The organism is Hymenobacter monticola (assembly GCF_022811645.1).
Taxonomy (GTDB): Bacteria; Bacteroidota; Bacteroidia; order Cytophagales; family Hymenobacteraceae; genus Hymenobacter; species Hymenobacter monticola.
On sequence record NZ_CP094534.1, the window covers coordinates 4,463,749 to 4,486,747 of the forward strand.

Sequence of the window (22,999 nt, forward strand, 5' to 3'; positions counted from 1 at the left end):
ACACCTAAAACCTAAAACCGAACACCTTGACTTACCCCAGCGGCAGGCGCGCCAACACGCCCAGCAGGCGGTCAAGCGGCCGGACGTGCCCCGTGAGGCACAGCAGCGCGTACAGCTCTCGGCCCTGGGCCACGTGGCGGTGACGCAGGGCCTGGCGCAGTTCCCAGCGCAGGCGCACGGCCAGGGATTCGCGCTCTTCGGGGGTGCGGCACAGGTCCAGGGCTTTGTCGCACACGCGGATGGTAGAGGCCAGGAAAGGGTCGTGGCGGCGGTAGGCTTTGGCGCTCATGCTGCGCGGGTGCTTGCGCTTGCGGGTGGTCACGGCGTCGAGGTACAGGAACTGCCAGTCACGGCTGGCCCGCACCCAGAAGTCGAAGTCCTCATAAGTCAGGGTTTCGTCGTAGCCGCCCAGGCTTTCGAGGCAGGCGCGGCGCATGAGCATGGTGGGCGTGCTGATGAAGTAGCGAGCCAGCACATCGGCAAATACCCAGCCGCTGGCGGGCGCGGGCGTGAGGCCGCCGTGGCCGTCGGGCCGGTGGTGCAGGCCCAGCAGTGCGCCGGCTTCGCTTATCAATTCACAGTTGGAATACACCATGCCCACGGTGGCGGGCGCGGTTTGAAAGGCCTGCACCTGCTGGGCCACCCGTGCGGGCAGCAGCACGTCGTCGGTGGCGAAGTCAATGACAAATTCGCCTTGGCTCAGCCGGAAAGCCTGGTTGAAGGCGCGGCAGTTGCCCACGTTTTCGGGCAGCAGCACCAGGTGCCACTCCGGGTGCGAAGCGGCGTATTCCTGCAAAATGGCCGGGCTGCCGTCGGTGCTGGCGTCATCCACCAGCCACACTTCCAGGTGCGGGTAGGTTTGGGCCAGAATGGAATCGAGGGACTCGCGCAAGAAGGCCGCGTGGTTGTGGCACAGGGCCACGACGGTAACAAGCGGCGCGGGCGCGGCGCTTGTTGCAGAGGGAAGCACGAGAGATGAGGAATTTGTCATGTTGGGAAGTGGCAGACGACGCAAAATTCCTTATTCTTCCTTTTTCATTCGCAATTGCAGAGCAAGGCAAGCCCCCAGCACCAACCCGTAGCGCGCGGCGTGGGCCAGCAGCGCCCCTTCCAGCCCGTAGCGCGGCAGCAGCACTGCCAGCAGGGAGGCAAAGACGGCCGCCGAGGCCGCCTGCACGGCAATGTAGGGCCCCGTGCGCGCCCGCGCCATGAGCTGGAAAATGAACAGCCAGCTCAGGAACTTGGCCCAGTCACCGAGCAGCTGCGGCGCCAGCAGCGCCCGGGCGGCCAGCAGACGCGGGGCAAACAGCAGCGGCAGCAGCCAGTCGCGGCACACAAAAATCAACCCTAACCCCACGGCCAGCAGCGGCGCCAGCAGCGCCAACACGCTATGCAGGTAGCGCCGGGCTTCGCGCGGGTGGCCTACCAGCGCCGCCAGCCGGGGGTAAAACACGCTGCTCATCAGCGCGCTGAACACCATGGTGTAATTGTCCGACAGCTTGGCCACGGCCTGCCACAAGTCGGTGGGGCCCGGCCCGAAAGTGCCCAGCAAATAGCTGCGCAACGCGTAGTCCACGGCCTTGCCGAAGAGCAGCGTGCTCACGGCCATGAGCAGAAAGCGGCCCAGGCCGCGCAAAGCCGCCCGGCTGACGCGCGCCCTTAGGCGCAAGCCCTGCAGCAGCCCCGCCCGCGCCGCCAGCGCCGCAGCCGGCGCCAGCGTCAGGCCCTGCGCCAGCAAGTAGGCCAGCAGCACTGTGGGTAGTTCATAGCCCTGCCACAAAGCCCCGGCCACGGCCGCCGTGCCCAGCGCCGCCAGCGTCACCGACAGGGTGATATAGGCCCGCAGGCGCCCCGCGGCCAGCAGCGCGGCGCTCAGCAGCCCCTGGCCCGTGAGTAGCGCAATGCCCAGCATAAATACCGCCAGACTGCCCCAGCTCCAGGGCAGCAGCCCTTTGGTGGCTAGCACGGCAGCTCCCACCAGCAAACCCGCGGCGTTGAGCGCCGTGGCGGCGCCCAGCCAGGTGCGAAAGCGCGGGCTGCCCGGCCGCAGCGGCGCCAGGTATTTCACCAGGCCCACATGCACGCCGTCGTTGGGCAGCGTGGTGAGCAGTGCCATCAGGTTCTGGAACTGGGCCAGCAGCGTGAGGCCGCCCGCCGGTGCGTACAGGGCAAACAGCTTGTTGACAATGAGTGAGCCTGCTGCCCGGGCCGCCACGGCCACGCCCGTGCCCAGCGAGCCCCGCACAAAGCTGCGAATGGACGAGGCAGGCGGCGAAGCGGGTGGCGGGGTGGGCATGGGGCTGCAAAGAACGGACGAGGCCGCCATTGCCCGGCTGCGGGCGGGCTACTTCCGGTGGGTGCCCCTGGCCTGGTGCCGCACCAGCGCCTGCCGGACGGCGGCGGCCGTGGGCAGGCCCTGCAGGTAGGGCCGCGGGGTGGCATCGGCCCGGTACCAGGGGCGGCCGGCCCGGCTCAGGCCCGCGTATCGGAACACGTAGGTGTGCCGTCGCGACATGCGGGCATACGCCTGTTCCGTCGTGCCGTCGCCGTGCTCAAGGGTACCCGCCTCCTGCACTTCGGCGTACACCAGGGCCAGCAGCTCCTTTTGCCCGTCCTCGTCCACATCGGCAAAGAACAGGGCCGAGAGGTTGGTGATGTCGCCAATGGGTGCTAGCAGGAGCTTTTGCACGGCGTAGGTATTGGGCTGAAAAGGGTCGAGTACGAACAGTTCGGTTCCTTCTCCTTCCTGCTGATACTGGTCTACTTCGCGGCGCGAGAAAAGCAACTGCCGGCCATGCGCCCCCGGTCGCCAGGCATAGGCCACCAAACTTTCGACAGAAAATGACCCCGGGAACAGCCGCTTGAGAAAAGCTACATCCGTCTCCCCTGGCATCCGAAGCACGCTGCCTTTGCGCACCAATGCGTTTTCGGCGGCATACTGCTGTGAGAAAGTGGCCGCGGCTGTTCCCGAAACGGGCTGAGCCCTCCCAGCGGCAGCAGGAAACCAGCCAAGGAAGGTCAGGGCAAACAGCAGGCGGGTTTGCATAGCGTGCATTAAGGCCTAAGCGGAGGCATTCGACTAGTAAAATCCTTTTCTATAGCGCCTTCTCCCAGCTCAGCCGCAGGCCCGCCACGCCGCCCAGGTGGCGCTTGAAGCGCAGCAGCGAGGCGTTGGGGCCGATGTCGAGGGTGCTGGTGCCGAGGTCGAGCACGGCCAGGGCGCTGGCCCGGGCAAAGGCGTGCAGGCCTTCGTTGAGCATCACCACCGGGCTCAGGGCGTTGCAGCGCAGCGGGCTGGCGGGGTAGAAATTATACAGCGCGCCCTCGCTCACCCGAATGGCCACCGTGAGGGCCGCCCATTCGCCGTCGGGCTGGCGCACCGAAAACAAAAAATGCTCGCGCGGAAACGCCTTGAACAACGCCTGCACCCGCTCCAGCGGCAGCGACAAGGCCTGCCCCCGCTCCTGCCGGCACGCCTGGATAAATTCGTAAGCCGCCGGCAGCAAAAAAGGGGGCTCTTGCTCGAAGTGCAGCCCGTGGCGGCGGCACTTCTGCAGGCGCCGCCGCTCCGAGGGGTGCAAATGCGCCTCGTAGTCGCGGGCGGGGTCGAGGTGGTAGTTCTGCTCGGCCAGGGCCACGCGGTAGCCGCGCTGGCGTAGGGCTTCGGCCAGGGTGGCCGCGCCGGAGGGGTCGTAGGCAAAGGGATAGCCACGCAGCGCGAATCGGCGCAGGCCCCGGCGCCGGAGTTCTGTTTCCGCCGCATCCAGCAGTGGGCGCAGGGCCAAAGTGCCGAGGCCCGCGGCCAACTGCACGGCGCCGAAAGGCGCCTGGGCGGGGCTGTGCGCCGTGCCGGTGGCCACGTTCAGGACCACGTGCAGTTGGGCCACGGTGCGGCCGGCGGCAGCGTCTTCCAGGTAAAAGCTCAGCACCGGGCCGGCGCCGGCTTGCAGGCGCTGGTGCTCGGGCCGCAGGTACAGAAACGACTCAAAGGCCAGCGGCAGCCGCGGGGCCGCCGGGCCGTTATCGGTCATCCAGACGGCCAGAGCTGCCGGGTCCGGAGGGGCGGCGGCTTCGGGGGTAAGAGTGGATTCCGGACTTTTCAAATGCGGGTGGCGTAGCTGGAAGGGCAAAGTACGGCACGGATTAGCGGTCGGCGGCGCGCGGCCGACTGCCAATTTCCAAGGTTAAGCTTATGGCGGCACATCTTCACGCGGCCGCCATGCGTAGGCTGCCACATTGCGCCGTTGCATTCAACCTTTTCCGCCGCCTGCCCCATGAATCCGCTCAACTCGTCTTCATCGGCCGCGCCCAACCGCTCGCCCGCGCCGGCCGAAGCGCCCGGCGCCGACCCCATCACCATCACCGACCGCGAGGCCACCCGGCAGGCGCGCTACCAGCAGGTGGGCCAGCGCCCCGGCACGCTCAACATCCGCGAAGGCGCCCTCAAGCCGCGCCTGTTCCTGACGTCGTACAACGACGACACGTGCTCCGAAGGCGAGTTCACCGACCGCTACGACGAGCTGCTGAACCACCTGCGCCAGCACCCCGAGCTCAAGCACTGGATTGACGTGCGCGGCTACGGCGACCTGGCCCTTATTGAGCGCCTGATGCAGGACTTCGGCCTCCACCCCCTGCAGATGGAAGACGTGCTGAACGACTACCAGCGGGCCAAAATCGAGGTTTTCGACGACCACCGCCTCTTCATGGTGTCGCGCATGACCGACTTCACGGCGCTGCTCGAAGTCGACGACGACCAGCTTTCCATCTTCACCGGCCCGAACTACGTGCTCACGTTTCAGGACGACTACGAGGACTGCCTCGATACGCTGCGGGTGCGCATCCGGGCCAATTTCAGTACCCTGCGCCGCCACCCGTCCCTCTACCTGGCCTACGCCCTCACCGACGTGGTGCTCGACCACTACTACCCCACCATGGCCGCCATCGGCGACTACATCGAGGAGCTTGAAGAAGCCATTTTCGCCGACAAGCGCCCGCGCCGCCTGCTCAACCGCATCCTGCGCATCAAGAAAGACGTGGTGCGCTTCCGCCGGCTGGTGTACCCCGAACGCGACAAAATTGCCGAAATTCTGCGCCTGCCCGAGGAAATCATGCCCGAAACGCTGAAAATCTTCTACCGCGACGCCTACGACCACGCCATCCAAGCCCTGGACCTCGCCGAAAGCTACCGCGACAACATCTCCTCCCTCACTGACCTCTATATGTCGGACCAGAGCAACCGCATGAACGAGGTGATGAAGGTACTCACCATCATCAGCACCATTTTCATTCCCCTGAGCTTTGTGGTGGGCCTCTACGGCATGAACTTTCAGCGCCACGACGACCACGGCCGCTTCCTGCCCTTCAACATGCCCGAGCTCTACAGCCCCTGGGGCTACCCCTTCGTGCTGGGCATCATGGCCCTGGTGGTGGCCAGCCAACTCTATTACTTTTACCGCAAAGGCTGGCTCACCAACCGCTAGCGCGGGGCCGAAAACCACTCAAAAATACCCGCTGGCGGGTATTGTGAAGGGCAGATGAAGAATGGAAACTTTGCTGAAGTTTTTATTCCACTCATTGTGCCTTTTGATGCATACTATTACCAAACGCATTAATTCATTCCTGCGAAGCTGCGGTGTGGGCGGGCTTTTCGTGCTGCTGCTGAGCCCGGCCTGGGCGGCCCCGGCTCCCGGCGCTTCTCCCTCACTTGCCACCGCCCTCGCCCCCGACGGCACCCTGCGCCCCGGTACTTCGGGCTCCTTCGATGCCCACGAGTACCGCATGCTTACGGCCCCCGACGGCCACCCCATCTTCCGGCCGGCCGGCGTGCGGCGCACCACCGGCGCCGGCGACGAAAACTGGCAGAATGGCCTCGGGTCGGGTGGCGTCGACGGCGGGGTACAGGCTGTGCTCGCGGTGGGCAACGATGTCTACATTGGGGGCGACTTTTCGGTCGTGGGCGGCGTTCCTGCATCCAAGATTGCCAAGTGGAACAGCGCCACGTCTACCTGGAGCCGCGTCGGTGCGGGCGCAGGCATTACCGGGTTTGGAAATGTGAACGCGTTGGCGATGATAAACTCTGTCCTCTACGTAGGAGGCGGTTTCAGCACTGTCAGCACCGCCACAAGTTCGTTGACGGTCAGCAGATTAGCCAAGTGGGATGGTACGACTTGGAGTTCTGTCGGCCAAGGTGTGTCGGGGGACGCGGTATCCTCCCTGGCGGTGAGCGGTAACTCGCTCTACGTAGGCGGCACGTTCACGTATGTAGGCGGCGGCACTGTGGCTGCCAACAACGTGGCCAAGTGGGATGCCAGCACCAACACCTGGAGTAGCCTGGGTACGAGCACCGGCAACGGGGTAAGCGGCTCAGTCAATGCCTTGGCTTTTAACGGCACCGGAACCGAACTATACGTGGGCGGGGAATTTACTTCTGCCCGCAGCGGAGCGACCACCGTAACTGCCAGAAACGTGGCCCGGTACATCGTTGCTTCCAACGCTTGGTCCCCTCTTGGCACCACCAGCAATGGGGTCGGGGGCCAATACGGAGGCGAGCGGGTGATGGCATTAGCTTGGTCGACTGCGACGTCGTCGATGTACGTAGCAGGGTATTTTGCGCGCGGAGGCACCTTAGGCGCTGCCAACTCCATTGTCCGGTTTATTCCCAGCAACTCTAGCTGGGCTGCTGTGGGCAGTGGGTTTACTCACAATAACGGTCAAACCGCAGTGTACAGCCTCGCCGTGTCCGGCACCACGGTGTACGCGGGTGGGTCCTTCACGAGTAGCGGCGCCACCCCCCTGACCAGCGTGGCCCAGTTCAACGGCACGTCATGGGCAGGTATGGGCGACGGCATGAGCATTGGCACCGAAGGGCACAACAGCAGCGTGCAAGTCTATGTGGTGGCCCTAGTGGGCAGCAGCGTGTACGCGGGCGGCCCATTCCGACGGGCGGGCACGGTGGCATCCAACGGCCTAGCCCGTTGGGACGGGACCACCTGGAGCTGCCCGGCCCCCGGTAACGGCGCCGACGGCTACCTCTACGCCGTCGCTGTCGACGGGACCAGCGTGTACGTGGGCGGCTATTTCACGCACATCGGCGGGGTGGCCGCCAACCGCGTGGCCAAGTGGAACGGCACTACCTGGAGCAGCCTGGGCACTGGCGCGGCCAATGGCGTGGGCACCTACCCCAACTCCGTGACCGCGCTGGCGGTGGCGGGCAATGGCGACGTGTATGTGGGCGGCAACTTCACCCTGGCCGGCGGCGCAGCGGCTAACAACGTAGCCAAGTGGAACGGCACTACCTGGAGCAGCCTGGGCACCGGCGCCGCCAACGGCGTCAACAACGCCGTGAAAGCTTTAGCCTTGATAGGAAGCGACGTGTACGTGGGCGGCAGCTTCTCGCAGGCCGGCGGCGTGGCCACGCCCTACCTGGCCAAATGGAACGGCACGGCCTGGGGCGCCGTGGGCACCGGCGTGAACGGACCCGTATTTGCCCTGGCCCGGGTGGGCACCACGCTTTATGCAGGCGGCCAGTTTTCGCAGGCCGGCGGGGCCACCGTCAATTTTATTGCGCAATGGAACGGCACGGCCTGGAGCGCGCTCGGCACCGGCTTCGATAATTCAGTGACCGCGCTGGCAGTTTCGGGCGCCAATCTGTACGCAGGCGGCACCTTCACGACGGGGAGCAACCTGGCCCTCAACCACGTGGCCAAGTGGAATGGCACCGCCTGGAGCGCCCTCGGAACCGGTAATGGCAACGGCACCAACGGCACCGTCTATGCGCTGGCCGCCATTGGCAACGACTTGTACATCGGCGGCAATTTCTCGGAAATGAACGGGTATTACCCCGACGGCATCAGCGCCAAGAACATTGCCCGCTGGACCGGCTCCGGGTGGAGCCCCCTGGGCACCGGCCTCTCCTACGGCCAGTTGGACAACGGCCGGGTACACGCCCTGGGCGTGGACGTGGACTACCGCGTGTTTGCCGGGGGCGACTTCACCACCGTGGGCGACAACAGCAAGGCTACGGGCTTCGTGGGCCTCTTTGCCGATATGCCGCCCAGCCTCGTCGTCACCGCCGCGCAGCCCCTCGATGGCAGCTACAACAACCTCACCATCAGCAATACGGCGGCGGCCACCCTTACGGCCCCGCTGCGGGTGCGCGGCACGCTCACCATCCAGTCGGGCGGGCGTCTACTCACCGCCAGCCAGCCCATCACGGGTGCGGGCAGCTTTGTGCTGGCTCCCGGCGGCACCCTCGGCATTGCCGACGCGGCGGGCATTGCCGCCACGGGCGCTACCGGGGCCGTGCAGGTGAGCGGCCCCCGCACCTTCGATGCCGGCGCCAACTACATCTACTCGGGCACCACGGCCCAGGTGCCCGGCCCGGCCCTGCCCGCCACCGTGGCCAGCCTCACGCTGAGCAACCCCGCCGGCCTCACCCTGGGCCAGAACCTGACCACTACCCAGGCGCTGGTGGTGAACAGCGGCGAGTTGCGCACCGGCCCGGCGGCCGTCATCCTCGGTCCCACCGCCACCCTCAGCGAATCGGCCACCGGCTATGTGACCGGGGCTGTGGAAACCAGCCGCCCCGTGGCTACCCCCGGCCAGTCGCAGGACTTCGGCGGGTTGGGCCTGATGCTCACCCCGGCCAGCTCCAGCACCGCCCTACCGGGCGCCACCACCGTGCGCCGCCTCACGGGCACGGCCGCCACGGGCTCCACCAGTGTGGGCATGAAGCGCTACTTTGAAATTCACGCCGCCACCAACGCGGGCCTCGACCTGACCATGCAGGCGCAGTACCGCGACGATGAGCTCAACGGCGTGGATGAGGCTAACCTCATGTTCTACCGCGCCACCAGCAGCGCGGCTGGCCCCTGGGTGGCCCAAACCGGCGCCTACGCGCGCGATGCCGCCAACAACCGCATCTCGCTGAGCGGCGTGAGCGGCTTCTCGGTGTGGACGCTGGGCAGCAGCGCCCCGCTGCCGGTGGAACTCACCGCCTTTGCGGCCATCGCCCGGACCGGCGCCGTGCAGCTCAGCTGGCGCACCGCCTCGGAGCACAACAGCGCCCACTTTGCCGTGGAGCGCAGCACCGACGGCCACGCCTTCGCCGCCCTCGGCCAGGTGCCGGCTCAAGGCAACCGCACCACGCCCACCAATTACACGCACCGCGATGCCAACCTGCCGGCCGGCGCGGCCCTGCTCTACTACCGCCTGCGGCAGGTAGATGCAGACGGGTCGTTCAGCTACTCTCCGGTGCGCACCGTGGCGCCGGCCCCGACCACGGGCCTGGCCCTGTTCCCCAACCCGGCGCACGCCACGGCCACGCTGCAAGTGACCGCCGCCACCTCCGACCGGGAAGTGCGCGTGCTGGACATGCGCGGCCGCCAAGCCGCTCGCCTATTGCTCCCCGCCCACGCGGCCTCCGCTGTGCTGCCGCTGGCTGGGCTGCCCGTGGGCGTCTACGCCGTGCGCGTGGGTGCGGCCACCGCCCGACTGGTGGTAGAATAACGTGCACGAGCAACCCGGCGCAGCCTTCGCTCAAACCATACCTCAATCTTAGAAAAATCCTGACTATAAAGTCAGGATTTTTCTGTTAAATGATTACGGCCAACCAGATTAAAAACACGTTAATTCACCTTAAATCGGCAAATGCGCGCTACCTTGGCCACCATTATATACTCGTATATCTTACTTGTTTAGGGCGTATACCGTCCGTAGATTTTTCATAATTTCTCAATGACTGACGAACAGCTAATTACTGGTAGAATTGCGGAGGTCGCTTCCTTTGCCGATGAATACCCCGGGGCGGTCATTATACTAAACGGCGATGCCAGTCGGGTGCTTTTCATGTCAGCCCGCGGGCTGCAGGACCTAGGCACCAGCCTAGGGGAACTCATCGCCATGGGACCGGAATACCACACGCGTTACTTCAACCCTGACGAAGCCCACGAGTATGTGCCGCAGGTGGTCAGTCTGCTGGAGCGCAACGATTTGAGTTTTGCCGTCACGCTCTTCCAGCAGGTGAGAACCGGGCCGCAGCAGGCTTTTGTCTGGCACCTGACCACGGCCCGGCTCCTGGCCCAGGGCCGCTCAGGGCAGCCCCTGCTCGTTATTTGCTTCTCCACCCCCATCGACCCCAAGAGCCATATCACGGCCAAGGTGCAGCGGCTGCTGGACGAGAACACCTTCCTGCGCCAGCATTCGGCCACCTTCGCCAGCCTCACCACCCGCGAGCGCGAGGTGCTGGCCTGCCTGGCGCTGGGCCACACGTCGCAGGAAATCGCGGTGGCTTTCAACATTTCGGCCCAAACCGCCGACACCCACCGCCGCAACATCCGCCAAAAGCTGGGAGCCACCACCAACTTCGACCTGGGCCAGTACGCCCGGGCCTTCGACCTGATTTGATAATCGGAGCGTGGGGCTGGCTACTGGCGCCTCACGCCCCCAGCGCGGCCCGCACCTGGGCCACCCGCTCCGCCACTGTGCCTTCCACGAGCGTGAACGGGATGCCGAAGTAGTCCAGCTGCATGAGTATCATGCCGTGCTGGAAGCTGCGCAGGGCCTCGGGGCCGCGCCAGCCGTCCTGCTCGAAGGGCACGGTGGGCGCGCACACGAAGGTGTGGGCGTAGCGCTGCCCGCACACGGCCGCCATGGCCTGCAGCGCCGGGTCGCAGCGGTGAAAGTAGTAGTAAGAATACAGCGCCGTCGTGGCCGCGTTGGTGTCACAAAACAGCACGCCGTGGGCCTGCGCGGCGGCTTCATCTTCCAGCTCGGCGTGGCGGCGGGCAATGTAGAGCAGGTCGTCGTAGTCGAGGTTGCCGTTTTTCTGCTCGTGCAGGGTACGCCCATACTCGGGCACCCAGGCCGTGCCGCAGGCCTCGGCCAGCGCCGCGCACAGCGTCGATTTCCCGCTGCTCTCGGCCCCCAGAAACACCACGCGCGGCACCGATGCGGGCGGCACCACGCCCAACTGCGCGGCCACCAGCGGGTGCAAAAAAGCCGCGTGTTCCGCCGGGTTGGCGCGCACCCGCGTTCCGGAAACCGGCACCTGGCGGCGGGCGTTATCCACGGCCACGTGCGCCACGCTCAGGTGCGCCGCAAAGCCCGGGCCGTAGGCCTCGCTGCTGAAAACGACATCAACCGGAATGCCCTGCCGCACTAGCCATTGCCGCACAAATTCGCGCTGGGTAGTATCGTCGGCGGCATCGGGCGGCACCCCATCGGCTGCGGCCGAGAGGACGAAGATGCGAAGTGGCGTTTGGCCGATGCGCGGCCCGGCGCTGCCGTCGTCGCCACGATAGAGCATCCGCAGCCAATCGGCGCGCACGGCGGCCGGCTGGCTGGCCGAATCGGGGTTGGCGTACACCAGCACCACCAACTCCGTTACCTGAGCGGCGGCAGTTTCGAGCAGCAGCTGATGCCCCCGGTGCGGCGGCCAGAACTTGCCCACTACAAGGCCGGTGCGGGAAGGAGTATTCATGGGATGTTAGGATAGTGGATTGGCGGATTGAGGAATCAATGCGCCTACTGCTGTCCGACGCGCAGTTCCGTTCGGCGCAGCTCACGCCCCACAATTCGCACCAGCTGATAAGTGGCCGTGGTGGCGTCATAGGTCAGCCCCACGCCGGTGCCGGTGCTGGGCAAAGCTTCCTCGCCAAGCTGTTGGCCCTGCCCATCGTAGAGAAACACCTGGCCCGGGCCGGGCTCCGTGACGGCCACCAACCGGCGGCGGTTGCCGAAATCGAAGAATTGTACCGCCTTCTCGCCCGAAGTCACGAAGCGCTGGGTGACAAGCGGGGCCGTCTGCGTAGGCAGGTACACATCGAGCTGGTTGCCGTCTTCCCGCGTGAGCACGAAGCTGCGCCCGCGCAAATCGGGTACCAAGCGGAAGCGGGCGGTGCGGCTCCAAGTGGCCACGCGTCGGCGGCTGAGCACGTCGCCGCTCAGGTTGAAGCTTATTAGCTCGCCGTGCTGGTTTATCATGGTGAGGCGCGTGCGGGCCAGGGTGCTACTGGCTTGCACCAGCACATCGCCGGCCAGCCGCGCGCTTAGGCTCAGGGGGAAGCCCGGCAGCAGGGCGCCTTCCCCGTCGAACGCGTACACATAGCCGTTTTGCAGGGGCGCCACCACCACGTCGCGCCCGCCCACCGTGAGCACCGCCGGCTTCCCGGCCAGGGGGAAATCGAGCCGCTTGGGTTTCCACCCGGGGTATTGGCGCCCCTTGGCGTCGAGCAAGGTCAGGGCATTGCCGGCCGCGACGGCCAGCAGGCGGGCCGGGGCGGCGAGGTTGTCGGCGGCGGTCAGCAGGGCGGCTACGCGCACGGTATCGGGCAGGTTCAGGGGGAAGGGCAGCACCTCGCCGCCGTCGTTGGCCAGCAGGTGGAGGCGGTGGCCGGCCCCCAGCAGCAGGCCACCCGGCACGCCGCCGGCCGCGGGCAGCAGGGTGGCGCCCACCGCCGGCCCGGCCAGCGTGTCGGACCACAGCACGGCGTTTTCGGCGCTCACGTAATGCAGCGTGCGCAGCGAATCCTGCACCACCACCGCCGGCACCCGCGTGCCCAGCGCCGGCAGCAAGGTGGGCGTGCCGGTCAGGCCGTGCTTGAACGCCAGCACGCGGCCGTTGGCGGCAGCGCCCCCGGCCTGCGTGGTGGCCGGCCCCAGGTTGGGCCGGTGCAGCAGCAACTGGGTGAAGTACTGGGCTTCGGGCGCGTCCTCGTTTTCGGGCGGGGCCAGTTGCAGGGCCATTTGGGGGAAGCGCTTGAACAGGGCTTCGTTGCGCAGCAAGCCGGCCCGGCGGTCTTCGGTGAGCACGCCCAGCAGGGCGTTCCAGCTGTTGCGCGTGTCGATGAACACACTCAGGCGGGCCCGGGGCAGAGTCTCCTGCAGAAAGGCCACCTGGGCCGGCGTCTGGGCCCAGGTGCTGCCGGCCACCACGTCGGCCAGGTAGGCGTTCAGGGTTTGCTCGTCGGACAGCACCAGGTAGTCATCTACAAGCACCCCGGCGCCGGCCACGGCCTCCACGGCGTAGGGCCGGTCGGGCGCCAGCAGGGGCCCCAGCACCGAAGCCTCGGTGAAGCCGGTGGGGTGAATTTCGTAGCGACCCACGCGGGTGAAGGCCGGCGAGTTGCCCTGCAGTCGGCGCAGCCGGGCCAGCCAGCTGGCCGTGCGGGCCGGCGCCGGGCAGCGCACAAAGGCCAGTCGCCCCGGCCGGCTGCCGGGCGCGGCAGTGGCCAGGTAGGCCACCGCCATCTCGCCGCCGAAGGTGGCCCGCAGGCTGTCGAGCGCGCCGGCGATGCCGAGCGAATCGGTGCCACCGCTCGAAACGGCGGGCCAGGAACGGCCCGGGTTAGCAGCCAGGTGCAGCAGCAGGGCCGTGCGCGTGCTCAGCAGGCCGGTGAGGCCCAGGGGCCGGGCCGGCTGCCCGCGCAGGCGCTGCTGCATGGCGCCCTTGGCCGTTTCGGGGTTGGAAAAGCCTTGAAACACCGACTCGCGGCCGGTGAGCTTCACGCCCAGCAGCCCCTGCGATACCAGCCCGGTGAGCAGGTCGAACTGCCCGTGCGCATCGCGCCGAAACAGCACGTCCAGAAACTGCGGCAGCCGCCGATAGTTGACTAACAGCGAAGCATCTACTCCCTTTAGCTTCAACAAGTCCGTGGAGCCGAAAGCGGCCAGCACCGTGGGCGCATCGGGGTGGGCCAGGCGGCGCACGGCGGCCTCTACCAGGCTGGGATTAGCGCTTAGCAGAAGGTGGTTGCGGTAGTTGAGCAGGGTGATGCTGCGCTCGCTGCGCTGCTCGGTGAGCACCGTCAGCTCCTGGTCCTGGTAGTCGCGGGTGCTGAGGCGGTAGCGGGCGTCGCGGCCCAGGGTTTCGAGCAGGCTGCGCACCTGCCGGTACTCGCTCACCCGGTTCAGCGGCACCTGGTAGAGCACGTCGAACTCGCCTGGCCCCGTCACGTGCAGGGAGGTCACGACCAACTTGCGGCCCAGCAGGCTGAGCAGGCCGTTGCGGCGGCGGGCGTTGCTGCCGGCCAAGCTGTCGGCCAGGGCCAGGTGGCCGGCCGCCTGCTGGAAGTAGCGCACCGCCGTGAGGTTGTCCCACAGTTCGGTTTCCTGCAGGTGGCGCACCAGCGCGGGGTGGTCGTGGGTGCTGAGCACCAGCACGGCATCGTCGGGCACCAGCGCGTAGGGGTCGACGGGCACGGCCGCCAGCGTGCGGCGGTAGTACACGTAGGTGGCCAGCGTGAGCAGCAAAACAAGAGCCGTGAGCAGCGCCAGAAGCTTGCGGGACATGCGGAAAGAAGCGGATGACGGGCGACGAAAGTACGGCCCCGGGCGCGGCCCGCCAGCGAAAGCGGCCGTATCTTTCGGTTCAACCCCTAGCCTGGCAACCGGTTATGAAGCCTCAGCGCAGCTATTTCACACGCCCGCACCGGCTCCGCGGCCTTGCGCTGCCGGCCCTGCTCAGCCTGCTGGCCCTGCCAGCCTGCTTCCAGCTGCGCGAACCCGAGCCCGCGGCGGCGGCCAGTGAGTGGGTGCAGCCCACGCAGATTGACATCCTGCTCAGCAACTTCATCACGGCCGTGCAGCGCGTGAACGTGGCCAACTACGAGCGCACCTTCAGCGGCCCCAACTACCGCTTCGTGCCCGACCCCACCAGCGCCGGCTCCTCGCCCGCCCTCTTTGCCAACTGGAGCGTGCCCGAGGAAACCACCTACTTCAGCAGCCTGCGTCGGCGCACCGCTACGGGCACCAATAATACGCTCACGCTCAGCGACCGGCGCGACCAGCTTTACACCACCGATTCAGTAGAGGTTTCGGCCCTGTACCAACTCAAAATCACGCAGCTGGACACAGCTTTCCACGCCGGCACGCTGCAGGGCAATATCCGCCTCATCCTGCGCCGCCGCAACAACGAGTGGCGCATTGTGGCCTGGCGCGACCAGCGCACCACCCCCGGCCTGTGCTGGACTGATTTGAAAAAGTACTTCAGCTCGCACTGAAGCCTGCGGCTTAAATAAGGAATGAGGAATTTCTGACCTGGTTTTGACAATTTCCTAATTATTCACTCCTCCTTCTTCATTCCTCATTAAGCGAACCGTATATTTCGGACCATGAAGCTCCGGCGTCCGTCGTATCCTGTTTTGCTGCTGGTAGGCATTGGGCTGATGCTCACCGTGCCGGCCTGCAATCCGTTTGCGCCGGCCCTCGACGAGGTGCCCACCGACCAAAACGCGCTGCTGGGCAACCCCGTGACGGTGCGCGGCTTTTTCGACCGGTTTCGGGCTTCGTATCAATTGCGGGATTCTACCCTCTACGGGCAGCTGCTCTCGCCCAAATTCAAGTTCACTTACCGCGACTTTGCGGCCAACGTGGACCGCACCTGGACCCGCGACGTGGACGCCAACACCACCTACCGTCTCTTCCGAGCCGCCCGCTCCACCAATTTGCAGTGGACGCAGTATTTGCCCAGCTCCGACACGCTCTCGTCGGACACGTTGGCCAGCGTGGAACGCTCCTTCCTGCTCACCATCGAGCAGCGCGACGAGCAGCGGTTTTCGGGCTCGGGCACGGCGCGCATCGTGCTGGTGCGCAAAAACCGCAACGACCCCTGGCGCATGCGCAGCTGGTACGACCGCAGCGAGTTTTAGCCGCTTGCGGCTACCAAATTTTCAAGGCCTGCCGGTTTCGGCGGGCCTTTTCGTTTTCTTTGACAAAATTCTTGAGCCATTCTATGACCGAACCCCAACCCGACCAGCCGCATTTTAAGCGCGCCATCAATCTTTTCGACGCCATCATGCTCGTCACGGGCAGCATGATAGGCTCGGGCATCTTCATCGTTTCGGCCGATATTTCGCGGCAGGTGGGCAGCGCGGGCTGGCTGCTGGTGGTGTGGCTGCTCACCGGCTTCATCACCATGGCCGGGGCCATCAGCTACGGCGAGCTGGCCAGCATGTTCCCCAAGGTGGGCGGGCAGTACGTGTACCTGCGGGAGGCCTTCGGGCGCCTCACGGCCTTTCTCTACGGCTGGACGCTGTTTCTCGTCATCCAAACCGGCGTTATCGCGGCCGTGGCCGTGGCTTTTGCCAAGTTCACCGGCGTGCTGCAGCCTTGGTTCAGCGTGAAGCACATTCTGTTTGAAACGAACATCGGCGGCTGGAACTTCACGTTTTCGTCGGTGCAGCTGCTGGCCATTTTGCTGATTGTGGGCATCACGGCGCTCAATGCACAGGGCGTGCGCACCGGCAAGCTTATCCAGAACGTGCTGGGCAGCACCAAGCTGGTGGCGCTGGCTTTGCTCATCATTTTCGGCCTGGCCCTGGGGCTCAACCACGAGGCCATTCAAGCCAACTTTGCCGACATGTGGGCGGCCATGCGCTACTCGGCCCCGGGCGTGAGCGCCGCGCCGCTGCCCATCAGCGGCAGTGCGCTGCTCATTGCCATCGGCATGGCCATGACGGGCTCGCTGTTCTCGTCCGATTCGTGGAACAACATCGGCTTTGCGGGCGAGGAAATCCAGAACCCCGAGCGCACGCTGGTGCGCAGCATGGCCATCGGCACGGCCATCGTCACGGGCCTCTACATTCTCATCAACGTGGTGTATTTGCTGGTGCTGCCGCTGCACGGCTCGCCCGAGGCGGCCACGGTGGCCGGCCGCGGCATTCAGTACGCCACCGACGACCGGGTGGCCACCGCCGTGGCCGAGTCGGTGCTCGGTCAGAACGGCGCCTATGTGATGGCCGTGCTCATCATGCTCAGCACGTTTGGCGCCAACAACGGCATCATCCTCAGCGGGGCACGGGCCTACTTCGCCATGGCCAAAGACGGCTTGTTCTTTCCCGGCCTGGCCCGCCTGAACCGGGCCAACGTGCCCGGCCGGGCGTTGTGGGCGCAGTGCTTCTGGGCCTGCGTGCTCTGCCTGAGTGGCAAGTACGGCGACTTGCTCAACTACGTGATGTTTGCCGTCATTCTGTTCTACGTCATCACCATCATCGGCATTTTTGTGCTGCGCCGCACCCGCCCCGAGGCGCCCCGCCCCTACCGCGCCTGGGGCTACCCGCTGGTGCCGGGCCTCTACATCTTGCTGGCCACCACGTTCTGCATCATCCTGCTCATTGCGCCCGATACGGCCGAATTTTCGCAGCGCGGCCTGCTGCTGATGGCGCTGGGCCTGCCGGTGTACTTCCTATTTGGCCGCCGCTTCGGCCGCTCGGCCGGTCAGGCGTAAGCTACCCGAACGTCAGGCCGCGGCTACGCGCTGCAAGACGTTTATTAATCAAAAAGCGCCCGGACTTCCTGTAAGTCCGGGCGCTTTATCGTTTTGAACAACCAAGCTTAGCGGCGCTTCTTCTTGGCGCGGGGCGTGAGGGTCACGTCCACGGGCTGGGTGCCGCGGCTGCGAATTTCCTGGTCTTCGTAGCCGCCGTAGCCGTAGATGAGGGTGTTGTCGCTGCCGGCGGGCACTTCCATGCTGTAGTTGCCATTGGCGTCGGTGCTGGTGCCCTTGCTGCTGCCTTTTAGGAAAACGGTGGCGCCCGCCAGCGGCTTGCCGTTTTCGTCCTCAATCTTGCCCGACATGGTGACGGAGGCGGGCGCGGCTGAGGCCGCCGCGGGCGCCGGGGCCGCAGCTTCGGGCGCCGGCTCGGGTGCCGAAGCAGGGGCCGCAGTGGGCATGGCGGTGGCAGCAGGAGCCGCTGCCGAGGCGGTCGCCGAGGCAGTGGGGCGGCTGGCAGCAGTTTTGATGGTTGCTTTTGAAGCATCGGCGGCAGCTTCCTCATCGGCGGCCGGAGCGGCTTTGAGGCCGGCGGCTATGCTGTCGGCGGCCGTGGGCATTTTGGCGACTACGGCGGCATCATCCAGCATAAAGGATGGCGTGACGGACGACAGGCCGCTGCCGTGGCCCTTGGGCAGGGCCACGTAGCCCACCACCAGCGCCAGAATCACGCCCACCAGAATATACGTCAGGCGATTGTTGCCGCCCGAGGTCACGTCCTCGTCCTGCGCGTCCAGGTTGGGGTTGTAAGGTTGCTCTTCGGTTTTGGGTAAATTTTCCGGATTCATCGGCAAGGCATTAAAAAAGTGGGTGGTGAAAAGACCTAAAATCGCCGCGCGTGCCATTACTGCGGCCCTAGATATGCCCGGCAAGTTAATGATTTAGCCCAGCATCGCGCAGCCAGCTCCTCTTTTTTTGAACATATCGGGGAAGTAGCCCGACGGTGTTCGTCATCTAGCCAAACAAAAGCGGGGCCAGCGCCTTCCCTTTGGAAGAGCACTGGCCCCGCAATGAGGCAGTTGCAACGGGTGCGGCCGGCAGCTATTCGTCGCTGATGGTTTCGTTTTTGCCGGCTGGCGTGGGGGCACCGCTGGTGCCCTTTTCGCCAAATTCCTGGTCGCGGGTGCGAATATTATGGTCGAGCTCGTAGCTGCCTTCGGCCTCGAAGCCCGGGCCTTGCGCCTGCTCGCCGGCGCCGGAGTGGTCGTTGCCGCCCTGGGGGCTGGTTTCGGAACCGCCAATGTGCAGGTTTTCGAGTTGGTCCTTCTGGTTGTCGCGCTGGGTGTAGCCGTTGGCGCCGGTGTTGCGGGCGGCGGTGGGGTCGTTGCTAGACTTGTTGTTGCTCTGGTCCTGCTTGTACTCCTTTTGTTTTTCCAGCTCTTCGTTTTTCACGAAATTCTTGTTTTCGGTAATGCCAGCGTTTTCGCCTTCGTTGGGGTCGGTGCCGTCGCCGGAGAGGTTGTCGGGAATCATTGGTCGGATGGGTTGAGGTGAAAAGTACCTGGGCTTACGCAGGGCCCGGCATTCCGTTTCCGTTCGGGCGGTTCAGCGCCGCGGGGGCTACATTTGGCGCCCGGCTTCAGCTTTTATAATCCATGCACTTAGTCATCGTCGGCAACGGCATCACCGGCATCACATGCGCGCTCACCGTGCGGCGCCTGCGCTCCGAGGCCCGCATCACGCTGGTCTCGGCCGAAAGCGCCCACCACTACGCCCGCACCGCGCTGATGTACGTGTACATGGGCCACCTGCGCCCCCAGGACATCAAGCCCTACGAGGACTGGTTTTGGGCTGAAAACCGCCTGGAGCTGGTTCACGCCATCGCCACCAACTTGGATACCGCCCACCAACAGCTCATTCTCGACAACGGCACTACTCTCACCTACGACCAGCTGCTGCTCGCCACCGGCTCCGAAAGCCGCCGGCCCGGCTGGCCCGGCCAGCACCTGGCCGGCGTGCAAAGCCTCTACGGCCTGCCCGACCTCGAAGCCATGGCACGCGACACCCGCGGCATCACCCGGGGCGTGGTGGTGGGCGGCGGCCTCATCGGCGTGGAACTGGCCGAAATGCTGCACTCGCGCGGCATCGAGCCGCTGGTGCTGGTGCGCGACGGCCGCTACTGGGCATCGGTGCTCCCGCCCGAGGAAGCCCATTTGGTCGACCTGCAGTTCAGCGAAAACCACGTGCCGGTGCGCTACCACACCGAACTAGCCGAGATTTTGGGGGATGCCCAGGGCCGGGTGCGGGCCGTGCGCACCACCCAGCGCGAAGAAATTGCCTGCCAATGGGTGGGCATTGCCACGGGCGTGGCCCCCAACCTGGCGCTGGCCAAAACCTCGGCCGTGGAAACGGACCGCGGCATTTTGGTTGATGAATTTCTGCGCACCAGCGTCCCCCACGTATACGCAGCCGGCGACTGCGCCCAATTCCGCCGGCCCGCCGCGGGCGAGGTGCCCATCGAGCAGCTCTGGTACACCGGCCGCATGCAGGGCGAAACCGTGGCGCATACCATTTGCGGCCAGCCCACGCCTTACCGGCGCGGCGTGTGGTTCAACTCGGCCAAGTTCTTCAACCTGGAATACCAAACCTACGGGCAGGCGCCGGCCGGCCCTACGCCCAGCCTGGAGAGCTTTTACTGGGAACATGCAGCGGGGCGCGCGGCTTTCCGGGTGTACTTCCGGGCCGACGCACCGCACGCCGTGGTCGGCTTCAATGCCCTGGGGCTACGCCTGCGCCAGGCTGTGTGCGAGGAGTGGATTCGGCAGCGGGCGCCGGTGGCCGCCGTGCTGGCCGGATTGGGGGCGGCTAACTTTGACGCGGAGTTTGCGCCGCAGCACGAAGCCGCCATCGTGGCGGCGTTCAATCGGCAGTTCCCGCAGCAGGCCGTGGTGCTGCAGCGGCGCAAGGGCTTGTTTGCCCGTTTTTAGATTTTCCGTTTAACCTGCTTTTCCCGTGGATTTTTCCAAACTGTACCGCCCTTCGGCCCTCAACAGCTTCCAGTTCATTGCCCTCACCGGCCTGCTGATGAGCGCCGGCGCGCACCTGATTCTTTACTTTTTTGTGGGCCATATCCCGACGGGCTTCAACTGGCTCTACGTGTGTTGGATAGGTTTTTACATCTTCGGCACCCTCATCAACCTCTTCGGCAAGCCGGGCGACGGCCATCATCACCACCATTAATAGCCGGACCGCAATCTGCACGCGGCATTGCATCGTTTCTACCAGCCCACGCCCGTTTTTCTCTCCCTACCGGTCCCGATGACTCCAACCCTTGCCGCCCCGCCCCTGCCCGCCACCCCAGCCGCCGAGAAGCTGACCCTGGCCGTGGTGGCGGGTGGCCTGCTGGCCCTGCTCCTGGCCCTGGCCGATGCCGACGCCGGTCGCCAGCGCCTATGGTTTTGGGCAGCGCTGGCGCTCATCAGCGGGGGCACGCTGGGCTGGAGTTGGCTCAAGTTTGGCACGCGCCCGGCCGGCGTGCAGCACGACCACCTGTGGCAACGGGCCAGCACCAGCCGGGGCGTCATGGCCTGGGTGACGGGCCTGGTGCTCACTGGCTTCTACGTGCTGCTCTACTGGTTCAGTACCGACGATGGCCACGGCCATTTCGGCCTGCTCGACCACCTGGTGCACCCGCTCGACGGCTTCAGCCAGGCCCTGCGCGGCCGGCCGGCCGACCAGTGGTTTCTCTACGGCACCTTCTACACGCTGGCCGTGCTGCTGATGGGCGCCCGGGCCCTGTGGAAGTACCGACACTCGCGCTACCACCTCATCCGCACGGCATCGGTGATGTTTTTTCAGCTGGGCTTTGCCTTTTTGCTGCCGGGCCTGCTCCAGTTTTTTCAGCAGCCTGAGTACTATTTCAGCTACTTCTGGCCGCTCAAGTATGACTACCTGTTTCCAGCCACGGTGACGGGGCTGCTTCAACACGGCGGGCTGGGCGTATTCATGGTGTTCTGGGGCGCGATGATGTCGTTTTTGGCTACGCCCGTCCTCACTTATTTCTTTGGCAAGCGCTGGTACTGCTCCTGGGTGTGCGGCTGCGGCGGCCTGGCCGAAACCGCCGGCGACCCCTACCGCCACCTCTCCGACAAGAGCCGCGCCGCCTGGCGCTTAGAAGTTCGCCTCATCTATCCTATCCTTGCCATCATCGTGGCCATCACGGCGCTGCTGTGGGTGCATTTTGCCACCGGCAGCACCTTGCTGGGCGAGGCCGGCGGCGTGGCGGCCAAGTGGTACGGCTTCGCCATTGGCGCGGTGTTCTCGGGCGTGGTGGGCGTAGGCTTCTACCCGATTCTGGGCTCGCGGGTGTGGTGCCGCTTCGGCTGCCCTATGGCGGCTTACCTGGGCCTCTTGCAAAAGCACTTCTCCCGCTTCCGCATCAGCACCAACGGCGGCCAGTGCATCTCCTGCGGCAACTGCTCCAACGTGTGCGAGATGGGCATCGACGTGAAGCAGTACGCCCAGCGCGGCGAGCCCATCGTTCGGGCGGCCTGTGTGGGCTGCGGCCTGTGCAGCACCGCCTGCCCCCGCGGTGTGCTCAACCTGGAAAATGGACCGCGCGAAGGGCGGTATCAAGCTTCGCAGTTGATTCATGCGGACTCGCTGCGGATATTGAGCTAGCAGGCAAAAAGCAGCTTTCTACTATGGCCAGATTTATAAAAGCATTTGGTGCGGTGTTGGTATTAGCAGGTAGCGCCTGTAGTCCACTCACGAAGATTCAGTATTTGTGCCCAAACAGCAGCCGCCCTGCCGCTTACAGCACAACATCAGCCCTGCCGCTCTACCCTACCGAGCGGTATTCGGACCGGCCTTTTGCGTTCGAAACCTACCCAAAAGGATTTAATGAATCCCGCGTGTTCCGTTTTGAGGCCTGCCCTGATTCAGCAGCCCAAGCATTCCGACGCATTCCAGCCCTGCCTAAAATAGATAAATCACAACGCCTTGCACAGGGCCCCGGCACCGTTTTCATTGTCAGTAAAAACATTGAAATGGACGAGGCGGAAGTTACAAACAAGGAATGGCAGCATTTTCTCAACTGCATCCATACCGACTCCGCCGAAGAAGTTTATGAGTCCTTTCTGCCTAACGCGAACGCTCAACCACTACCGGATTATTTTAGTAATTCCTTCTACCAACACTTTCCGGTTGTGGGCATCTCTTACGAGCAAGCGCTGGGCTTTTGCCGGTGGCGTGGCGCTATTGTAACCGAGTACTTCAATAAAAGCAGTGGTCCCAAGGTCAAGCACCAGCGGTTCACTTTTCGGCTGCCGACCGAACAGGAATGGGAGTCTGCCGCCGGTAATTTTATCAGCCGCGAGTACGGCACGCCCTGTACCTCGCGCCAAGTGTACGTGCATCCGGCCTCGGCTGCTTATTTGCAAAAACGAGCTCGAACCGATATTCCAGTCGAACAAATTGCCCGCGACATTGCCCAATTCAACGCTGCCAAAACCAGGCTTATATGGTTTAACTGCCAACGTGAGCTGCCTTATTTCCTCAATTCGCCAACCCCTGATTACGCCTACAGCACCGCGCCCAATGACTATGGCCTTTACCACATGATTGGCAACGTAGCTGAATTCGTACAGGAACCAGGCATCACCAAGGGCGGCAGCTACCGCGACCCGCTGGCACTGTGTACCATTGCCAGCCGGGGTAAATACACCGGCCCCGCACCTACTGTTGGGTTTCGGTGTGTGGGCGAGGCGTCTTTTATGCCCTAGAACGGCT

Annotated in this window: 18 protein-coding genes; 10 read left to right on the top strand and 8 right to left on the bottom strand. The window is 65.0% G+C overall.

Annotated features, from left to right (window positions below; genetic code table 11):
* Window positions 1–31: 31 nt before the first annotated feature.
* From MTP16_RS18550 to MTP16_RS18565, 4 genes are read right to left on the bottom strand one after another with little or no spacing between them, the layout of a single operon-like run.
* Window positions 32–970 carry a glycosyltransferase family 2 protein gene (locus tag MTP16_RS18550; protein ID WP_243512769.1) on the bottom strand — a complete coding sequence of 313 codons (939 nt, stop codon included), beginning with the start codon at window positions 968–970 and terminating at the stop codon, window positions 32–34.
* A 51-nt stretch (window positions 971–1,021) separates the two neighbouring features.
* Window positions 1,022–2,296, bottom strand: a complete 1,275-nt coding sequence (locus tag MTP16_RS18555; RefSeq protein WP_243512770.1) for an MATE family efflux transporter — start codon at window positions 2,294–2,296, stop codon at window positions 1,022–1,024.
* 48 nt (window positions 2,297–2,344) lie between these two features.
* Window positions 2,345–3,046, bottom strand: a complete 702-nt coding sequence (locus MTP16_RS18560; RefSeq protein WP_243512771.1) for a hypothetical protein — start codon at window positions 3,044–3,046, stop codon at window positions 2,345–2,347.
* Between the two features lie 49 nt (window positions 3,047–3,095).
* Window positions 3,096–4,130 carry a hypothetical protein gene (locus MTP16_RS18565; protein ID WP_243512772.1) on the bottom strand — a complete coding sequence of 345 codons (1,035 nt, stop codon included), beginning with the start codon at window positions 4,128–4,130 and terminating at the stop codon, window positions 3,096–3,098.
* A gap of 144 nt (window positions 4,131–4,274) precedes the next feature.
* On the opposite strand from MTP16_RS18565, the gene corA reads away from it, so the two are divergent.
* The 3 genes from corA to MTP16_RS18580 all read left to right on the top strand — a co-directional run bounded on the left by corA (window position 4,275) and on the right by MTP16_RS18580 (window position 10,404).
* Window positions 4,275–5,480 carry a magnesium/cobalt transporter CorA gene (corA, locus tag MTP16_RS18570; RefSeq protein ID WP_243512773.1) on the top strand — a complete coding sequence of 402 codons (1,206 nt, stop codon included), beginning with the start codon at window positions 4,275–4,277 and terminating at the stop codon, window positions 5,478–5,480.
* 106 nt (window positions 5,481–5,586) lie between these two features.
* Window positions 5,587–9,507 (top strand): T9SS type A sorting domain-containing protein, encoded by a 3,921-nt coding sequence (locus MTP16_RS18575; protein WP_243512774.1) that lies wholly within the window; start codon window positions 5,587–5,589, stop codon window positions 9,505–9,507.
* 228 nt (window positions 9,508–9,735) lie between these two features.
* Window positions 9,736–10,404: a helix-turn-helix transcriptional regulator gene (locus MTP16_RS18580; protein WP_243512775.1), complete on the top strand. Its 669-nt coding sequence runs from the start codon at window positions 9,736–9,738 to the stop codon at window positions 10,402–10,404.
* A 31-nt stretch (window positions 10,405–10,435) separates the two neighbouring features.
* Here the strand turns inward: MTP16_RS18580 and MTP16_RS18585 are convergent, their stop codons facing one another.
* Together MTP16_RS18585 and MTP16_RS18590 are read right to left on the bottom strand one after the other, a co-directional pair.
* A complete protein-coding gene (locus tag MTP16_RS18585; protein ID WP_243512776.1) occupies window positions 10,436–11,479 on the bottom strand; it encodes an AAA family ATPase in 1,044 nt (347 codons plus the stop codon).
* A gap of 44 nt (window positions 11,480–11,523) precedes the next feature.
* Window positions 11,524–14,289, bottom strand: coding sequence for a hypothetical protein (locus MTP16_RS18590; protein WP_243512777.1), 2,766 nt, complete (start codon window positions 14,287–14,289; stop codon window positions 11,524–11,526).
* A 104-nt stretch (window positions 14,290–14,393) separates the two neighbouring features.
* On the opposite strand from MTP16_RS18590, the gene MTP16_RS18595 reads away from it, so the two are divergent.
* The 3 genes from MTP16_RS18595 to MTP16_RS18605 all read left to right on the top strand — a co-directional run bounded on the left by MTP16_RS18595 (window position 14,394) and on the right by MTP16_RS18605 (window position 17,224).
* On the top strand, window positions 14,394–14,999 hold the full coding sequence (locus tag MTP16_RS18595) for a hypothetical protein (RefSeq protein WP_243512778.1): 606 nt from the start codon (window positions 14,394–14,396) through the stop codon (window positions 14,997–14,999).
* Window positions 15,000–15,110: 111 nt separating this feature from the next.
* Entirely contained in the window at window positions 15,111–15,647 is a 537-nt protein-coding gene (locus MTP16_RS18600; RefSeq protein WP_243512779.1) for a hypothetical protein, read from the top strand.
* Window positions 15,648–15,730: 83 nt separating this feature from the next.
* Complete coding sequence (locus tag MTP16_RS18605; protein WP_243512780.1) at window positions 15,731–17,224, top strand: APC family permease; 1,494 nt, start codon at window positions 15,731–15,733, stop codon at window positions 17,222–17,224.
* Window positions 17,225–17,331: 107 nt separating this feature from the next.
* Here the strand turns inward: MTP16_RS18605 and MTP16_RS18610 are convergent, their stop codons facing one another.
* Window positions 17,332–18,057 carry a carboxypeptidase-like regulatory domain-containing protein gene (locus MTP16_RS18610; protein WP_243512781.1) on the bottom strand — a complete coding sequence of 242 codons (726 nt, stop codon included), beginning with the start codon at window positions 18,055–18,057 and terminating at the stop codon, window positions 17,332–17,334.
* 253 nt (window positions 18,058–18,310) lie between these two features.
* A complete protein-coding gene (locus tag MTP16_RS18615) occupies window positions 18,311–18,742 on the bottom strand; it encodes a hypothetical protein (protein ID WP_243512782.1) in 432 nt (143 codons plus the stop codon).
* Window positions 18,743–18,864: 122 nt separating this feature from the next.
* Between MTP16_RS18615 and MTP16_RS18620 the strand changes: the two genes are divergently transcribed.
* The 4 genes from MTP16_RS18620 (at window position 18,865) to MTP16_RS18635 (ending at window position 22,992) form a co-directional block, all read left to right on the top strand.
* On the top strand, window positions 18,865–20,196 hold the full coding sequence (locus MTP16_RS18620; protein WP_243512783.1) for an NAD(P)/FAD-dependent oxidoreductase: 1,332 nt from the start codon (window positions 18,865–18,867) through the stop codon (window positions 20,194–20,196).
* 25 nt (window positions 20,197–20,221) lie between these two features.
* On the top strand, window positions 20,222–20,449 hold the full coding sequence (locus MTP16_RS18625) for a hypothetical protein (protein WP_243512784.1): 228 nt from the start codon (window positions 20,222–20,224) through the stop codon (window positions 20,447–20,449).
* A 78-nt stretch (window positions 20,450–20,527) separates the two neighbouring features.
* Window positions 20,528–21,889, top strand: a complete 1,362-nt coding sequence (locus MTP16_RS18630; protein ID WP_243512785.1) for a 4Fe-4S binding protein — start codon at window positions 20,528–20,530, stop codon at window positions 21,887–21,889.
* Between the two features lie 23 nt (window positions 21,890–21,912).
* A complete protein-coding gene (locus tag MTP16_RS18635) occupies window positions 21,913–22,992 on the top strand; it encodes a formylglycine-generating enzyme family protein (RefSeq protein ID WP_243512786.1) in 1,080 nt (359 codons plus the stop codon).
* Window positions 22,993–22,999 lie beyond the last annotated feature (7 nt).

What these genes read in the sequence shown, in the direction of transcription:
- MTP16_RS18555 (WP_243512770.1), bottom strand. Translation starts at nt 2,296, where the DNA reads ATGCCCACCCCGCCACCCGCTTCGCCGCCTGCCTCGTCCATTCGCAGC.
- MTP16_RS18560 (WP_243512771.1), bottom strand. Translation starts at nt 3,046, where the DNA reads ATGCAAACCCGCCTGCTGTTTGCCCTGACCTTCCTTGGCTGGTTTCCT.
- corA (WP_243512773.1), top strand. Translation starts at nt 4,275, where the DNA reads ATGAATCCGCTCAACTCGTCTTCATCGGCCGCGCCCAACCGCTCGCCC.
- MTP16_RS18575 (WP_243512774.1), top strand. Translation starts at nt 5,587, where the DNA reads ATGCATACTATTACCAAACGCATTAATTCATTCCTGCGAAGCTGCGGT.
- MTP16_RS18580 (WP_243512775.1), top strand. Translation starts at nt 9,736, where the DNA reads ATGACTGACGAACAGCTAATTACTGGTAGAATTGCGGAGGTCGCTTCC.
- MTP16_RS18585 (WP_243512776.1), bottom strand. Translation starts at nt 11,479, where the DNA reads ATGAATACTCCTTCCCGCACCGGCCTTGTAGTGGGCAAGTTCTGGCCG.
- MTP16_RS18590 (WP_243512777.1), bottom strand. Translation starts at nt 14,289, where the DNA reads ATGTCCCGCAAGCTTCTGGCGCTGCTCACGGCTCTTGTTTTGCTGCTC.
- MTP16_RS18595 (WP_243512778.1), top strand. Translation starts at nt 14,394, where the DNA reads ATGAAGCCTCAGCGCAGCTATTTCACACGCCCGCACCGGCTCCGCGGC.
- MTP16_RS18600 (WP_243512779.1), top strand. Translation starts at nt 15,111, where the DNA reads ATGAAGCTCCGGCGTCCGTCGTATCCTGTTTTGCTGCTGGTAGGCATT.
- MTP16_RS18605 (WP_243512780.1), top strand. Translation starts at nt 15,731, where the DNA reads ATGACCGAACCCCAACCCGACCAGCCGCATTTTAAGCGCGCCATCAAT.
- MTP16_RS18610 (WP_243512781.1), bottom strand. Translation starts at nt 18,057, where the DNA reads ATGAATCCGGAAAATTTACCCAAAACCGAAGAGCAACCTTACAACCCC.
- MTP16_RS18615 (WP_243512782.1), bottom strand. Translation starts at nt 18,742, where the DNA reads ATGATTCCCGACAACCTCTCCGGCGACGGCACCGACCCCAACGAAGGC.
- MTP16_RS18620 (WP_243512783.1), top strand. Translation starts at nt 18,865, where the DNA reads ATGCACTTAGTCATCGTCGGCAACGGCATCACCGGCATCACATGCGCG.
- MTP16_RS18630 (WP_243512785.1), top strand. Translation starts at nt 20,528, where the DNA reads ATGACTCCAACCCTTGCCGCCCCGCCCCTGCCCGCCACCCCAGCCGCC.
- MTP16_RS18635 (WP_243512786.1), top strand. Translation starts at nt 21,913, where the DNA reads ATGGCCAGATTTATAAAAGCATTTGGTGCGGTGTTGGTATTAGCAGGT.